This window comes from Facklamia sp. HMSC062C11, assembly GCF_001810675.1.
Lineage (GTDB): Bacteria > Bacillota > Bacilli > Lactobacillales > Aerococcaceae > Facklamia > Facklamia hominis.
In genome coordinates this window covers 2,069-18,997 of record NZ_KV802412.1, presented here as the reverse complement: position 1 = coordinate 18,997, position 16,929 = coordinate 2,069, and the positions used below count along the sequence as shown (strand labels likewise).

Below are 16,929 nucleotides of genomic sequence, written 5' to 3'. Positions count from 1 at the left end.
CACCCATTATCATTGATCTAACTGTTGTATCTCCTGATCAGTCAATTTACGGTAAGTACCTTCAAGAAGCGACTCTTCCAAATATAAAGGCCCCATACAAAGGCGCTTTAACTTTAATACTTCTAAATCACAAGCCTTAAACATCCGTTTTACTTGATGAAATTTTCCTTCATGGATTGTCACTTGAACATGACTCATATCTTGAAGCTCATCAATAGATATAACATTCAAGTAAGCTGGTCGTGTCACAAAATCACCCAGATCAAGGCCCTGACCAAATAAATCCACCGTATTTTGATCAGCAATCCCTTCTATGACCGCTTCATAAACTTTGTCCACTTGATGCTTAGGTGAAGTAAGTCGGTGTCCCAATTGACCGTCATTAGTGATCAAAAGAAGACCTGTTGTATCAATATCTAACCGACCAACCGGAAATAGTCCCGGCCGCTGGTCTTCTTCTCGAATCAAATCGATAACTGTTTGATAACTTTGATCTTCTGTAGCTGATATAAAGCCAGCTGGCTTATTGAGTAAGTAATAGACATATTTTTGATAATCAATTATCTTACTATTCAATTTTACTTGATCCTTTATCGGATCCACTTGAAATTTCGCTTGTTTAATGACTTGATCATTGACACTCACCTTACCTTGTGCCAGAATTTTTTTTACGTCTTTACGACTCCCATATCCTTGATGACTTAAAAATTTATCTAAACGCATCATTTGTGAAAAGTCATCCTTTTTTGTAAATCAGATCGATAATCACCAATGACGATAGATAACATGCCAAATAACGCCATAATCGATGCATATATAATAATTGCCATAATTACTACAATCAAAATTTGCAAGAAAGTCAATCCACGACCTACCGGATCCATCAAAGCATTCAAGGCTCGGTTCCACCCCTTAGCCCCGATAGCCATTACAAGGGTTGCTATCACGATACGTATTAAATCTCCCACAAAATACCGATCACGAATTTTAATAATTCGCCAGATCTTCATCCACATGGTAATTGATGTAACCGTAAAGGCAATAGCTGTCGCTGACATGGCTCCATTAGCTTGGAACAAAGCCACCATTGGGAACTGTAAGATCAACTTAATTAAAATCCCAATAAACAACATGGATACCGCATAACGGCGGTAATTCATCGACTGTAAAATTGTCGCTAAAACTGTATAAGCTCCTAAAGCGATCGCCATAAAGGATCCTGTGACCAATAGACTTGGCCCTTGTTCAATCCCTGTTGGATAGAAAAATGGGTATAAATTATCAGCAACCATGGCCATTCCTACAGAAGCAGGTAACATCACAAAACTAAAGACCAGAACAATATTCTTAACCAATTCACCGGTCTTATTTACGTCGCCCTTAGCATACTTAGCAGAAACGGCTGGGATCGTTGATGATGCCATAGCAACCGCTAAAGAAACAACGATCATAACCAGTTTATTAACATCCAGATTCATTGCACCAAATAATTGTGAGATCTCACTATTTAATAAAATGCTGGTACGAACAAGAATTTGTTTGAAGGTGTAGGTATCCACAATCTGAGCCAGAATAATTCCAGATCCAAGTAAAATAAATGGAATAGAGTCTTTAATTATCAAAACCATACTTTCTTGGAAGTCGACCTGAACTTGATCTTTAGAAACAGCCTTTAATTTTTCCATTGTAGGTTGATGACGCCAATACTTAAAGAGTAGGTACATCAATGCAACAAGTGCTCCCACAAAGGCTGCAAAAGTCGAATGAGCAACTGCTGACGTCACAGATCCATGATAAGTCTGCGTTATAAGGAAGGTAGCAACTAATAAATAACAAACCCGAATAATCTGCTCGATAACCTCTGATAAAGCGAAAGGAGCCAGATTATTAAATCCTTGGAAATAGCCCCGAATTAAAGACATTGTCGGCAAGATTAACAAGGCGGGAGCTAAAGAACGAATCACTATCACAGCCGCTTTAGGATCATCGGTTGATGAATGGCCTGCAAGCGCAGGAGCTGCAAAGAAGAAAATAGCCGAAGCGAGTATCCCTGAAATCAGCATAATGATCAATGCATATTTAAAAATTTGATCCGATACTTTAAATTCTTTTTTGGAATTATAATAAGCAATTTGCTTAGCCACAGCCCCAGGAAAACCTGCTGTTGCGATCGCTAAAAAGAAGGCATAAGGCGTATAACCTACCGCATACAAGGCATTCGCATGAGTATAATCTTGACCTAACCAGGTCGCCCAGGGGATGACGTAAAGCGCTCCGATAATTCGCGAAAACATCTTTCCAAATGTCATCCAGGTAACACCAGAAACAAAACGACGACTATCTTCTTGGTCTGAATGTTCCTCAAATTGATTCACTTCAGTCATCGACAAACCTTCGTCAAGAATTTGATCCGATAGGAGCGGCTCTTGATAAGAAGCTGTGGCTTGCGATACTTTTTCAGCTAAATCATACGCGTCGGATTGGTTATCACTTTGATCAGGCATCAAAGAAGAGACTTCCTCTGGATGTTCAAGATTCATTTCTTCCTGAGTCAAAAGAATTTCAGGCTCGGATTCGTCAGAATCTTCTACATCTTCGACTTCGTTGATAACTTCTTCTCGAAATTCCATCTCTTTTGAAGGATTATCAAGAGGAATTTGTTTAGAGGAATGGTACTTATTGGATTTAATCTCTTCTTTATCATCCGAAAAAATAGGTATTTCTTCGATCTTATCTTTCGCTTTTACAAGTGCTTCCTGAGACTTAAAGCGCAATTGATCCATTTCCTGGTAAAGACGGGCTTTTAATTTTTCAGCTAAAGTCGTCTTCGGTAAGTCATCTTCGATTTCAGAAAAATCGGGTAAATCTTTTGCAATCCGCTCTAAATCCTCATCACTATACATCTGATTATCTAACTCTGATGATTCATCTGCTAAATAAATCTCAGAATCGGTAGGGACCTTCAATTCAATCCCTTCCTCACTCGTTGATAATTCCGCAGGGACCTTATCTACTTCATCTTCTAGAGAATTTTCATTAACTATAATCTGATCTGAATTAATTTCTTCAGTTTCTTCTTTTTTTTCATTCTCTGAAACCAACTCTTCGTCGCTTTCCGAACCAGTGACCATTGAGTCGTCTAACTGCTCCCTATTAGAATCAACAGATTCTTGAACATCTTCCGTCTTAGAATCAGTCGCTTCTTTCTCCGATTCCTGATCCAACAGTACCGGATCTTCGCCTTCAACTTCCCACGATAGACTATCCTCTTCCCAGTCATCGTAGTCCTCACCATCATTCATTTCTTCACGCCGAATGAAAATGGTCTGAAGCAATTTTTGAAAGAATCCAGGTTGGTTATGCTGCTGACGATGCTGGATACTTTCTTCTCTTAACTGACTTGTTATCGACTGATATTCAAACGGATTTTGATCTGTGGAATCACTCACATCATTTTCCTCAAAATGATGTCGCTGATATAGCTCATCATCAATATCCAGTTCAAGGGAGTCTTCTAATTCATTAGCAAGAGCTACTAGGTCTTTCTCTTCCCTTGCTTCTAGATTATGTTCCTCATCATTTGATTTAGATACCTCTTTAGCCTCTTCCTCTTGAAATGTAAGGTGGTCAGATTCTTCATCGTGACAAGAAGTTTCACTTGATTTTTGGGAAAAATATTTATGGTATTGTTCTTCCATTAACGAAGAAGATGAATCTTCCTGAGAAACCATAGAACTCTCATCAAAGTGACCATCTTGCTCCTTCTTTGTCTCTTCCTCCCAATCATGTGAAAAATAATCTTGATCTAAGGGTTGTGGATTAGGACGTCTGATTCGTTTTAAATCCTCTGAAGTAAATTCAATTGTGGCATAGCGATCGTATTTGGGGTTTAAGTACGAGTCCTTCAAATTTTGATTCTCGTTACTATTTTCATTGTTTTGACCTTCAGTCACGCTTAACACCTCTTTACATACTTTTCTTTATTATAATAAATTGGTCCTAGGGACTCAACTTAAAGCTAATTAGCAACAATATTAACCAACCGGTTAGGGATTGCGATGACCTTCTTGATGGTCTTGTCAGCGAGTTCCTTTTGAATAAGATCATGATTCAAAGCATTTTCTTCCATTTGTTTAACCGCTAAATCCTTTTCGATCATTATTTTTGCTTTCACTTTACCGTTAATCTGAACAACAATCTCTACTTGATCATCGACTGTTAATTCTGGATCATAACTTGGCCACTCTGCTAAGGAAATAGACTGCTCGTTCCCCATCATTTGCCAAATTTCTTCACATAAGTGAGGAGCAATCGGTGCTAATAACTTTAAGAAGCCTTCAGCATATTCCTTTGGAAAGATCGTCTCATTTCTTACAGCATTTAAAAAGATCATCATTTGAGAAATTGCTGTATTGAAATGTAAGTTGTCATAATCATTTGTCACTTTTTCAACGGTTTGATGATAAACTTGTGTCAAATTCTGATTGTCCGTTGTTTGAATACTATCTTTAATATGCTGTCTTTCTTCATCCACATATAAGCGCCAAACTCTTTCCAAGAACCTGCGTGATCCTTCTAGGCCATTTTCTGACCAAGCGGTTGAAGCATCAAGTGGACCCATGAACATTTCATACACTCTAAGTGTATCTGCTCCAAACTCATTAACCACGTCATCTGGATTTACAACGTTCCCCTTAGATTTTGACATCTTTTCATTATTTTCACCTAAAATCATCCCTTGATTAAATAGCTTTTGGAAAGGTTCCTTAGTTGGGACAATGCCTAAATCATATAAAAACTTATGCCAGAAACGAGCATATAATAAATGCAAGACGGCATGCTCTGCCCCCCCTATATAGAGATCCACATTTTGCCACTTATCTAAGGCTTCCTTCGATGCAATGGCTTGGTCATTATGAGGATCCATATAACGCAAGAAGTACCAAGAGGACCCTGCCCATTGGGGCATCGTGTTTGTTTCTCGTCGTCCTTTAAGGCCGGTCTTAGGATCCACTACCTCTAACCAATCTGTCAAATTAGCTAATGGAGACTCTCCGGTACCTGAACTACGAATTTTATCAGTCTTAGGTAATATCACTGGCAGTTGATCTTCAGGGACAATGGTCGTTGTTTGATCTTCCCAGTGTATAACCGGAATAGGCTCTCCCCAATATCTTTGACGTGAAAAGATCCAATCACGCAATCTAAAGTTTACTTGTCTTTCTCCCTTATGATTTTCTTCTAACCAATCGATCATTTTATTGATGGCTTGGTTATTATTTAAACCATTTAGAAACTCTGAATTAATATGAATACCATCGCCCACAAAGGCTTGATTAGCAATTCCTTCTTCAGATTCAATAACTTCCTTCACAGGCAAATGATATTTTTTAGCGAATTCATAATCACGCTCATCATGCGCTGGGACAGCCATCACAGCACCAGTACCATATGAATTTAAGACATAATCTCCAATCCAAACAGGTACCTCTTGTCCAGTGACAGGATGCACAGCATAGGCACCTGTGAAGACCCCCGTTTTTTCCTTGGCTAACTGTGTCCGATCAAGATCAGACTTAGTGGCTGCGGATTGAACATATTGGTCAACTTCTTCTTGATGATCTGATTGAGTAATTTTAGCAACAAGATCATGCTCTGGAGCTAACACCAAGTAGGATAAACCAAATAAAGTGTCGGGTCTGGTGGTGTATACTTGAAGATTCTCATCAAAATCTTTGAGTCTGAAATCAATAATAGCTCCTTCGGAACGACCAATCCAATTACGTTGCATTTCTTTAACAGATTCTGGCCAATCAAGTTCTTCAAGGTCATCTAATAGTCTTTGAGCATAAGCCGTAATTTTTAATACCCACTGCTTCATCGGACGACGAACAACGGGGTGACCACCTCGTTCCGAAACCCCATCAATAACCTCTTCATTTGCAAGAACGGTTCCCAAAGCTTCACACCAATTAACCATGATATCCGCTTCATAAGCGAGTCCTTTTTCATAAAGCTTCGTAAAAATCCACTGGGTCCACTTGTAATAATTAGGATCTGTGGTGGATATTTCTCGATCCCAATCGTAAGAGAAGCCCAAAGATTTAATTTGGCGTTTAAAATTAGCCACGTTCTTCTTAGTAAACTCCGCTGGATCATGACCCGTATCTAGAGCGTACTGTTCAGCAGGTAGGCCAAAAGCATCCCAGCCCATTGGATGCAGCACATCATATCCTTGAGCGCGTTTCATCCTTGCCATAATGTCGGTTGCCGTGTATCCTTCCGGGTGTCCAACGTGAAGACCTTGACCTGATGGATAAGGGAACATGTCTAAAACATAATACTTTTTGTGACCAGGTCGATCTAATGTTTTAAATGTGTGATGTTGGTCCCAATATTCTTGCCATTTTTTTTCGATAGTGTGATGATTATATGTCATATAAATCCTCCTAAAAAATTATTTATAATAATAAAAACGCCCTACAAAGTCCCTCAAGGACCTTATAGGGCGCTATAGCGCGGTACCACCTAGTTTTTAAAGCAAATAGCTTCCTCAAAGCAATAACGCTGCTAGCGTCTTAAGTTACACACTCAAATGAGCTTGGCTTAAGCAAATTTAAGATGAGTTCAATCGAACTTATTTACTCATTTCCACCTAACATGAGCTCTCTATAAAATAAAGACGACCTACTAGTTCTTATTATTTATTGATTAAAAATTTAATACCTGACCTGGATGAATCATCATGCCCTTATTCTTAGCAATCAACTCATTCACATCTAGACCATATTGTTTGGCAATAGCATATAAACTATCCCCCGCTTGTACAACATGACTAATTCCTGCGCTTGTCTGGTTGGTTGGTGCTTGAAACGTTTGCGCTTGCACTGAATTATTAATAGATTGATTGCTTGTCGAGACGGTTACATTGGCACTAACCGTTGTTGATTGGGCAACAGTTGGAGCCATTGATCGAGCTTGAACATACAATTTTTGCCCAGGGAAGATCGGTGTATTGAGCGAAATGCCATTGGCTTGAAGCAATTGATTAAGCGTCATTCCATTATTGATAGCAATGCGATATAAAGAATCTCCTGCTTGAATCGTATAATTACCTTGAGTTGTTTGTGAAGGAACAGAAGGCAATGATCCCTTATTTGAAGATGCACTGGTACTCATCGAAGACGAGCTTGTGGCAGGTGCTACTTGACTAACCGAGCGGTTACTTACCGTTTTATTAGAGTTAGATTGACTCGTTGATCCAGGTATAATTAAGCTTTGATTTGGATGAATTAATGAATTCAACGTTAAACCATTTGCGGCCAGTAAAGCTGTCACAGATACTCCATTAACTTGTGCAATCCGATAGAAGCCGTCTCCTGGTTGTACGGTGTAAGTTGCCGATGATGCGTTAGTCGGCTTACTTGCTACACTTGGTCTTACACTATGAGTTGTTGTTGATTTTTCCACACTTGTATTCACAGTATTTGATGTTTGTGAAGTAGATGCTACAGTCGATCCACCGCCGTTAGGGATAACTAATTGTTGATTTGGATGAATCATTGAGTTCAAACTTAAACCATTCGCCGCTAATAAGTCGTTAACAGACACTCCATTCGCTTGAGCTATACGGTAGAAGCCATCTCCTGGTTGTACTGTATATGTAGATCCACTATTGCTTGTTAGTTCCGAGCGGGTCTTCGATTGAGTAGGAACCGTTGGAACACTTGATTGTGCTGGTCTTGTTAGCAAGGATCCAGGAGTATCATATTGTGTTAAATTATAAGTTTCAATAATACTATTTAATTTGCTACCATAACGCGTATCCGTTGCATAGCGTCCTGTTAAATGCTGGGTGGCGTCCTTATAAGAAGTCGTATTTGACTTCAAGGCGCCTGAATAAAAGTTTTTTCTCCATGTGGAATTTTCCCCAGTTAACACTTTGGCATAATCCAATAAAGAATCATGATAAGAGTTATAACGTCTAAACTTATCTTTGATCTGATAATACTCACCGGTACCATCATCTTCTAAGGTGTTCATTTCAGCGGATTGACCATTAAAAGAACCCTTGATACCAAAAAGATTATAATTTGGTGCTTTGGCTAAGGTCGAATTACCCCAACCAGACTCAAGTCCTGCTTGAGCAATCATTACAGATGCATACAAATTATTGCGACCGGCAATTTGTTTAGCAGAATTTGCAATATTTCGAATAAATTGAACCGGTGTCGTACGACTGGTTGACTCTTGGGCATGGACTATACCAGAGTAAGTCTTCACTTGATCTAAAACAGAGCAAGTCGAAAATAAAACAATCGCAGCATTCGCTTGCGTTAGCATTTTCTTATATTGTCTGCGTCGTTTTGCTTTTTGCATTTGGCGCATTCTATGATTACGCTGTTGTATCATGCTTTTACCTCCAAAATTCAGTCTGATGACTCAACAGTTATTATATCGCTTTTAACTTGGGATGGGGAGTGATATAAGGACATTTATTCGAAGCTTAACATATGTAATCTTTTTGAAATATTAAACGATTCGAACTTTAAAGCACCGCTTTACTAACGTATAATGGTATAAACAGCAAAGGAGAATACCAATGAAGAATGCCCTATCCCTCAGCCATGACCATCTCGACCAATTAATAGAACGCTTCCCTAGAGGGGTATTTATAGACGGTACACTGGGAAATGGTCATGATAGCCATTATATCCTTTCCCACCATCAATTTAAGGGATTAGTCGTTGGTTTTGATATCCAAGAAGCGGCTATCACGCAAAGCAAAAAGCGCCTGGAATCTTTTGCAACTCACCAGTATCTACTATTCCATGCTAGTCACGATTTACTTAATCAAAAATTAGATAAAGATAAATTTCCCTATTTTCACGGCGCAATTTTTAATCTGGGTTACCTTCCCGGTGGAAACCACCAGATAACTACCCACTATGATTCAACCTATCGTGCCATTCAACAGATAGCTGCTCGATTAGTTCCAAAAGGCCAAATTATTCTAGTTATTTATTCTGGACATAGGCAGGGTGCTGATGAAAAAATTTTTCTTTTAGATCAATTAAGTACTTGGTCACAGGAAATCTTTCACATTGCTTATACTGATTATCTTAATCAAAAAAACAATCCCCCCTGTCTCATCATCATTGAAAAAAGAAAATAAGTAGCTATAAATACTGCCTTCTATAAACTGAGTCTATCGTTGATTATTTTAATTCATAGGATCACAAAAACATCAGAGCCTCAAAAAGACGAATCGCCTATCAAAATTACAGAGGCTAGGATTCCTTGATCCTAGCCTCTAGAAATGTTTATATCATTAAATTTACTTCTGTACTGATCTAAAAATCAATAAATTCAAGCGGTGGCTGTCCCATCGGATTTCCACGCTGAATGGGGAATCGTTTTGGGTTTTCTAAATGAGCTTGATACCATTTAAACCACGATCCGTCAAACATGGCTAAGTGCTTATAACCTAACTGCTTCATCACAAAAAAGGCTGTTGAAGATCGCCATGAGGTTCCACAATATAAAACAATTTCCTGATCTCTGGTTAAACCCCATTGTTCCCATTGAGGCTGATAAACATCTGAATTAGCAATATAACCCTGTATATTTGCTAAACGTTCATCTCCCAAATATCGCGCACCTGCAATTTCTCCAACTCCTTTGTTCCAAGCGTGCCCCTCATTAACACCCAAGTATTCCTTCCAAGTCCGAACTGAGGCTAATATTGCTTTAGGGTGTTCTTCTCGATAGTTTAATAAATCTTCTGGCCTTTTGATATAAATTTCAGGTCTTTTTGGTACATCACAGCCAAAATCCTGAGCTGATTTATCCGATTTTTCACCATATTCCAATTCGAATCCAGCTCTTTGCCATGCTTGTAAGCCTCCATCAAGAATTTTTACCTGATCAACACCTAGATAATAAGCAGCAAATGCCACACGCGAGGCAATATATAGAATATCGCGAGCATAAATCGAATATACCACTAAAAATGTATCTTTGGTGATACCCTTAGCCAAAAATCGTTCTTTTAATAAATCGGGTTCGAGTAAGTAATCTTTAAATTCACCTAGTTCATCCGTGTTAAAGTGAGTCGCACCAGGAATATGTCCTTTAGCATAGTCGCTGGCTACTCTAGTTTGATCAAGCTGATAATTACCTTTACCGCGCGTCACATCTAAAACTATTAACGAATCCATTTTTTGATCTAACGCTTTTTTTAATGTATGAGCACTGATGAAAAAATGGTCTGGCGAAAGTGGTTCATGATCTCCCATTAAACGTGATTCAATACCAGCTTGTTCAATTTGATAATTGCTAGCCATTAAAGCCTCATGTTCTGACGCCATAAGTAAAATCCCCCTTAAATTGACTTCAAAGCGTTAATCAAACGATTTATTGAAGATTCTACTACTTCTTGTGGTAAAGCCAAGTGAATCCGAATAAAGTTATTACAATGTTGGCTAAACACTTGACCATTAGTCACAAATAGATCGTATTCATGTAACAAAGCATTCAAACTTGCTTCATCCAAATTAAAGCTAGATAAATCTAGCCATAAAAGATAGGAGGCTTCCATTTTAGTGACAATAACTTGTGGGAGGGCTTCTTCAAGCATAGACTTAGCTAAATGATAATTAGATTCAATTAAAGATACGAACTCTTTTTTCCAGTCTGCACAATCCTCATAAGCGATTTGACATGCAAGTATCCCCAATGCAGGAACGGTTAATAGATTGAGCTTTTCAGCCATATTACGATAAGTTTCTCGCATCTTTGGATTTGGAATAAAAATATTAGAAGTCATTAAACCTGCAATATTAAAAGTCTTCGATGGTGCTGTTGCCAAAACCACATTTTCAGCAGCAGTTTTTGAAACCTTTTCAAATGGAATATGTAGATAGTCAGAATGAGTGAGATCCGAATGAATCTCATCACAAAAGATTGTAATCTCGTATTTTGCACAGATTTCGGCTAATTTTTCTAATTCATCTTGGTGCCAAACTCGCCCTACTGGATTATGAGGACTACAGAAAATCAAAGCCTTAGTATGACTTTGAGCTGCTACTTTCTCGAACTTTTTAAAATCAATCGTGTAATAACCTTCACAATTAATCAAATCCACACTTTCTACTTTTCGGTTATTTTTTTCAATACTCACTCTAAAAGGATTATAAACTGGTTCAAAAATAATAACCCCGTCACCCTCATTGGTAAATGCTTGAATAAAAACAGAAATTGCAGGAACCACTCCTGGGGCGGTCACCAACCATTCTGGATCAATCTCCCAGTTATGCTGTTCTTTCATCCATTTTTGAACAGCTTGATAATACCGTTTTGTCGGTACCGTATAGCCCATAATAAAATGATCTAACTCTTTCTTTAAACCTTCAATCAATTCTGGAGCCATAGGAAAGTCTAGATCTGCAACTGAGAGTGGCGCCACTCCATCAGCAATCGGTGCCTTTTCTTCCCGCATCAATAGCCACTTTTTAGATCCTTGTTCCGTTCGGTCTACAAGCGTTTGAAAGTCATACTTCATTCTAAATAGCCTCCTTGGTTTATTACTAAACAATCTTATCATACACAATTCAAGCGTTTTCTTCAATGACTTGCTGCTAACTATTCTATAAATAAAAAATAGGGGATGAAGCAAATCATCCCCTATTTATCTAAGATCAATCTTTTATTCTCTTGATTAAAACAATAACTTATCAGCTCCACCTACAGTATTTCCTAGAGCTTCTATCGCTAATACATTGAGATAATGCCAAGGTCGATCATAATTAGGTTGGAAGAAGAAATCAAGTAATGCTAATTGCTCCAAGGTATAGCCGGCGTTAATCAAACTTGAAAGCACATTGATAGAATCTGCAACATCAAATGTAGACATTAGCTGTCCTCCAAGAATAACATGAGTTTCCCTATCGAAAAGAATATTCATATAGACCGAACCTTCTTTACGCATAAAATCAGGATAAACACGTTCTTCAACATATTTAGATTCAACGACGCCATCATATGTATCTAGATTACTATGAGATAAACCGGTCGACACCAATGTATAGTCAAATACCTTTAAAGCAGAGGTCCCAGAAACAGGTGGCATTTTAACTTGTTTCCCTACCGCATTCAAAGCAGCCACGATCCCCTGACGCCGAGCGATCGTTGCTAAAGCTACAGAAGCTGATTTACCTGTTGGTGCATATGGGACATAGGTAGCATCTCCCCCTGCATAAACATCCTTAGCTGATGTTTGTAAAAAGTCATCCACTAGAATAAATCCTCGATCATCCATCGATAATATATCTTTTAACCAATCAGTTCCAGGTTTTACACCAACTGCAACTAACACGCGGTCAGCTGGATACTCTCCCTGATCGGTCACAACTGCAGATACACTTCCCACTTTCCCCTTTAATTGCTTAACCGTCTCATTTCCTTTGAAACGAATGCCTTTATCTAATAAATATTTTTCTAGGCGTTCAGCCATTGGGTTACATAGATAGCTTGGTAAAACACGTTCTTGTTGATCAATCACCAATACATCAATACCTGCTTGAGCATAGGCGGTTGCCACTTCGATACCAATATATCCTGAGCCGATAACTACTAAATGTTTGGTATCAGCCATACCAGCTTTGAAGGCAGCAGTATCCTCAGGCCCTCTGAAAGTATCAACATTATGAAGATCAATCCCTTCAAAAGGCGGTTTAGGTGCATAGCCCCCTGGGCTTAATAACAATTTATCATAATCATGTTTTTCTTCACCATGATCAGTTTTGACGGTCAACTCCTTCTTATCTGGGTCCAGTGCTATAACTTGGCTCGACGAATGCATCTGGATTCCTTGACTACTATAAGAAGCATTATTAGCAAAATGAATTTCATCTAAACTTTTAGAAATACCTTCCAGGTAGGATTGAGCTCCTCACCCCATAAAGGAAGACTCAGCTCCCGCCTCGTATAAATGAATTTCAGCATTTGGATCTTGTTTTAATAAAGTTTGAACTGCTTCATAACCAAAATGAGAAGTTCCAACCACTGCATATTTCATGGTATTACCTCCTAAAATGATAATTATTCTAATTATTATATTAGCATATCAAATAAAAGGAAGCAATTAATAAAGAAAACTAATCTTTAAAATAAGCTTGAATGGCTTCAACCTTATCTAACCTCTCCCAAGTAAATCCCGGTTCTTGTCGGCCAAAGTGTCCATAAGCTGCGGTTTGACTATAAATAGGCTGTCTTAGTTCAAGCATCTTAATAATACCACTTGGCGTTAACTGGAAGAGCTCACGAATAGCTGCTTCAATCTGATGATTAGAGTACTCAGAGCTAGCAAAAGTATTCACCGATACGGAAACCGGTTGGGCAACACCAATCGCATAAGCCAATTGAATTTCGATCTTTTTAGCAATGCCTGCTGCAACTAAATTTTTTGCAATATATCTAGCAGCATAAGATGCTGAGCGATCAACTTTGGTTGCATCCTTACCAGAAAAAGCACCCCCACCATGTCGACTATATCCCCCATAAGTATCTACGATAATTTTACGACCTGTTAATCCAGAGTCCCCCTTAGGTCCCCCAATCGTAAAACGGCCTGTAGGATTAATATATATTTTAGTTTGTTCATCCATTAATTGTTGAGGAATCGTCTGTAAGATTACTTGCTGATGAATATCCTGACGCAATTGGTCCAATGATATTTCTTCACTATGTTGGCTAGATACTACAACTGTATCCACTCGCTCAGGAATACCTGCATCATTATATTCAATGGTTACCTGAGTCTTACCGTCAGGTCTTAAATAATCTAATAGCCCTTCTTTTCTCACTTGAGTCAAGCGTTTTGCCAAACGATGTGCTAATGCAATAGGAAGTGGCATAAGTTCAGGCGTTTCATCACATGCAAAACCAAACATTAGGCCTTGATCACCAGCTCCATTATCAGCTTGATCCGCTAAACCTTCCTTACTTTCTAAAGAATGATCCACACCTAAGGCAATATCGGGTGATTGCTCATCAATTGAAACTAAAACTGCCAGATTTTCAGCATCAAAACCGTATTTTCCTCGATCATAGCCAATCGATTTCACTTTGTCACGAACAATTTTTTGAATATCAACATAAGCTGAAGTCGTAATTTCTCCAAAAACTACCACTAAACCTGTATTAACAGCTGTTTCACACGCAACACGAGCTAATGGATCTTGTTCTAAAATTGCATCTAATATTGCATCAGATATCTGATCAGCTATTTTGTCCGGATGTCCTTCAGTCACAGATTCTGATGTAAATAAATTCTTTTCTACCATATTTTTCCCCCATTTAAAGAATTGGTTACAAGGCATATTCATTTAAAAATGAACCCCATCGGGAATTGAATTGTAACAGTAGAATTATACCATGAAGCTAGGAATAAATGCGATTAAATTTTTTAAGGATCATTCAAATCTTTCTATTAAAATTGCGAATTCGCTTGCAGACAAAGCCATTAAACGGTACACTTTATACAATACAGAAGGATACTATCCTATTTTTAAAATCTAAATCAATTAAAAGAAGGAAACGGCCATGAAACAATTTATCTCTTACTTGCAGCATCCCATAGTAAAAATATTTATTAGTCCTTTAGCTTCCGTTATATTCGGTCTGATTCTGGGATTTCAGGTCACAAAAACACCTAATTTCTTAATTGCTGCTGCACTATATGGTCTCGTCATATTCACTCAGCTCATCGAGCATTTTCAATATCAGCGATACATTGCTGCCAATCAAAAACAGACTCCTATGAGTATTTATTATGCCTGCCTCGTTATTTGCATTATCCTAGCACTCGTATTTGTTCTTACACAACATTGGGCTATATCCATACTGATTATCCTATATCTACTATTTATCTTTTTACAGTACTATCCCTTCTATTTAGTAGGAACATTTAATTACATTTTTTTAAGTACATTTTTTAACGGGTTCATTTTAAATATCGTTGCATACTATTCTCAAAGTCATCAATTGAGCAATAAATTCTTACTGGATCTTATTCCAATTGTTATCTATTGTATGGCATCTAATCTAATCACTAATGACCTTAAAAATACCTTGCCAACTCTTCCCAAATTTAAAATCCTTAGCCAAAATATAAAAAAAATAGCTTTTGCAATGATGCTAATTGCACTGCTTCTAGGAATATACTTTAGTCTACCCACCCATTCATATCTGCTAGGGCAAATATTCATGTTAACCTTTGTGCCCCTTGTATCCATACCAAATCTTATTTCGGTCAAAACCATGGATAAGATTCAAAATAAGATCAATTTTAATGCCAGTATGATGCTTTGCTTTAACTTACTATATTTAATTGCATATATATTTTAAAGTTTCATAGAACACAAAAGCTGATCACTTATGATATTAACCATAAGTGATCAGCTTTTTATTATAGGATCGTTAACCTCTAGTAATCATAAAATCATTTGATGAATGAATAGTAATCAGGGAATCATAAAATTCTAGTAATGCTTGAATAGCGTAAAGAGTATCTTTCACTCCTGCAGTTTCGTAAGAAGAATGCATCGCTAACTGGGCTAAACCAATATCTATAGCATGAACACTCACTTGTGTATTAGATAAATTACCAAGTGTCGAGCCCCCTTGCATATTTGATCGGTTGGCAAAATGTTGAATCGGTACCGATGCATTCTCACAAATCAATTTAAAAACAGCTTGAGAGAAAGCGTCAGTTGTATATTTTTGATTAGCTGCTTCCTTAATAACGATTCCCTTATTCATATAACTGCGATTAAGATCATCCGTTAATTCACTATGATTAGGATGGACTGCATGACCATTATCACATGATACCAAGAAGGATTTTGAAATAGCTTGATAATATGCTTCTTCACTATAGCCGAGTCCAAAATTAATCCTTCTCAAACAGTCATATAAGAAGGTAGACATAGCACCTTGTTTAGTATTCGATCCTACTTCCTCATTGTCAAAGCAAGCATATACATTAATTGTTTTACGATTATTTGAACGAATCAAAGCTTCCAATGATGCAAAAGCACATTGTAAGTCATCTAATTTTGGAGAAGAAACAAATTCATCCGCCCACCCCCAAATAGAAGGTGCTTGATGATTGACAATAAACAAATCTTGACTAACAATGGCATCAGGATCTACATTTAAACTATCCGCAATCATTTGATTAAAATCACTGACCTTCAACTTTCCTGATGAAAAAAGAGGGCAAAGATCAACTTGACGATTATAATCATAGCCAGAATTAATGGTCCGATTCAAATGAATCGCTACATTTGGGATAATTAGCACATCTTTCTCAATATGTAATAATCTAGACGAAATTTTATCATGATCCTTAACAAGCACACGACCAGCAATCCCTAAAGGACGGTCAAACCAGGTTGAGTCAATCATTCCCCCATAACCTTCTACGTTCAAACGAATGTATTGGTCAGGTCCTTCTAAGGTAGGTACAGTTTTAATTTTAAAGGTAGGCGAATCACTGTGTGAAGCAGTAATCTGAAAGTGATAATCTTCCAAATCTTCTCCAATCGTAAAAGCAATAAGTGATGACCCATTTCTTGTCGTATAATACTTACCGCCTTGCTTAAGATCCCAAACATGACCTTCATCTAAGCATATAAAGCCATTCTGATCTAATTTTTCTGAAATAGTTGAACAAGTATGAAACATACTAGGAGATTTTTGAATAAAATTGACTAATTTTTTTGAAATACTCAAATAATCCATAATAAACTTCCTCCATTATTGATCTAGTCATTAGATTATATCATAAACAATCTAGAACAAAATAAAAAAGCCCTAAAGGGCTTAAAAACATTAAGCGGGTGAGGAGAATCGAACTCCCGACAT

At 37.7% G+C, this 16,929-nt stretch carries 12 protein-coding genes, 1 riboswitch and 1 other annotated feature; of the genes, 2 read left to right on the top strand and 10 right to left on the bottom strand.

All coding sequences use genetic code 11. The annotated features are described in order from the left end of the window. Positions 1 to 9 precede the first annotated feature (9 nt). The 4 genes from HMPREF2758_RS07140 to HMPREF2758_RS07125 form a co-directional block, all read right to left on the bottom strand. Positions 10 to 723: a pseudouridine synthase gene (locus HMPREF2758_RS07140; RefSeq protein WP_040444681.1), complete on the bottom strand. Its 714-nt coding sequence runs from the start codon at positions 721 to 723 to the stop codon at positions 10 to 12. Beyond that, positions 723 to 3,953, bottom strand: a complete 3,231-nt coding sequence (locus tag HMPREF2758_RS07135) for a polysaccharide biosynthesis protein (protein WP_070609771.1) — start codon at positions 3,951 to 3,953, stop codon at positions 723 to 725. The genes HMPREF2758_RS07140 and HMPREF2758_RS07135 overlap by 1 nt, the downstream gene beginning before the upstream one ends. A 65-nt stretch (positions 3,954 to 4,018) precedes the next feature. Beyond that, positions 4,019 to 6,439 carry a leucine--tRNA ligase gene (gene leuS, locus HMPREF2758_RS07130; protein ID WP_070609770.1) on the bottom strand — a complete coding sequence of 807 codons (2,421 nt, stop codon included), beginning with the start codon at positions 6,437 to 6,439 and terminating at the stop codon, positions 4,019 to 4,021. Between the two features lie 62 nt (positions 6,440 to 6,501). Further along, positions 6,502 to 6,712 (bottom strand) — a binding site (T-box leader). Further along, on the bottom strand, positions 6,712 to 8,412 hold the full coding sequence (locus HMPREF2758_RS07125) for a LysM peptidoglycan-binding domain-containing protein (RefSeq protein ID WP_016647540.1): 1,701 nt from the start codon (positions 8,410 to 8,412) through the stop codon (positions 6,712 to 6,714). (Overlaps the previous feature by 1 nt.) Before the next feature lie 190 nt (positions 8,413 to 8,602). On the opposite strand from HMPREF2758_RS07125, the gene HMPREF2758_RS07120 reads away from it, so the two are divergent. Continuing rightward, positions 8,603 to 9,175, top strand: coding sequence for a tRNA 5-(aminomethyl)-2-thiouridylate-methyltransferase MnmM (locus HMPREF2758_RS07120; RefSeq protein WP_070609769.1), 573 nt, complete (start codon positions 8,603 to 8,605; stop codon positions 9,173 to 9,175). A gap of 178 nt (positions 9,176 to 9,353) precedes the next feature. Here HMPREF2758_RS07120 and HMPREF2758_RS07115 read toward each other — a convergent pair whose 3' ends face one another. From HMPREF2758_RS07115 to metK, 5 genes are all read right to left on the bottom strand, one after another. Then, on the bottom strand, positions 9,354 to 10,370 hold the full coding sequence (locus HMPREF2758_RS07115) for a sulfurtransferase (RefSeq protein WP_016647538.1): 1,017 nt from the start codon (positions 10,368 to 10,370) through the stop codon (positions 9,354 to 9,356). Between the two features lie 14 nt (positions 10,371 to 10,384). Next, entirely contained in the window at positions 10,385 to 11,563 is a 1,179-nt protein-coding gene (locus HMPREF2758_RS07110; RefSeq protein ID WP_016647537.1) for a MalY/PatB family protein, read from the bottom strand. A gap of 156 nt (positions 11,564 to 11,719) precedes the next feature. Next, the gene (locus HMPREF2758_RS07105) at positions 11,720 to 12,907 is read right to left on the bottom strand and encodes an FAD-dependent oxidoreductase (protein ID WP_256388684.1); all 1,188 of its coding nucleotides are present in this window, start codon (positions 12,905 to 12,907) and stop codon (positions 11,720 to 11,722) included. Positions 12,908 to 12,952: 45 nt separating this feature from the next. Then, positions 12,953 to 13,078 (bottom strand): hypothetical protein, encoded by a 126-nt coding sequence (locus HMPREF2758_RS08875; protein ID WP_006907303.1) that lies wholly within the window; start codon positions 13,076 to 13,078, stop codon positions 12,953 to 12,955. A 79-nt stretch (positions 13,079 to 13,157) separates the two neighbouring features. After that, positions 13,158 to 14,345: a methionine adenosyltransferase gene (gene metK / locus HMPREF2758_RS07095; protein ID WP_070609768.1), complete on the bottom strand. Its 1,188-nt coding sequence runs from the start codon at positions 14,343 to 14,345 to the stop codon at positions 13,158 to 13,160. Further along, a riboswitch (SMK box riboswitch) is annotated at positions 14,343 to 14,426 on the bottom strand. It overlaps the preceding gene by 3 nt. Positions 14,427 to 14,604: 178 nt before the next feature. Between metK and HMPREF2758_RS07090 the strand changes: the two genes are divergently transcribed. Further along, a complete protein-coding gene (locus HMPREF2758_RS07090; protein WP_070609767.1) occupies positions 14,605 to 15,408 on the top strand; it encodes a hypothetical protein in 804 nt (267 codons plus the stop codon). 72 nt (positions 15,409 to 15,480) lie between these two features. Here the strand turns inward: HMPREF2758_RS07090 and HMPREF2758_RS07085 are convergent, their stop codons facing one another. After that, on the bottom strand, positions 15,481 to 16,806 hold the full coding sequence (locus tag HMPREF2758_RS07085) for a M18 family aminopeptidase (protein ID WP_070609766.1): 1,326 nt from the start codon (positions 16,804 to 16,806) through the stop codon (positions 15,481 to 15,483). Between the last annotated feature and the right edge of the window lie 123 nt (positions 16,807 to 16,929).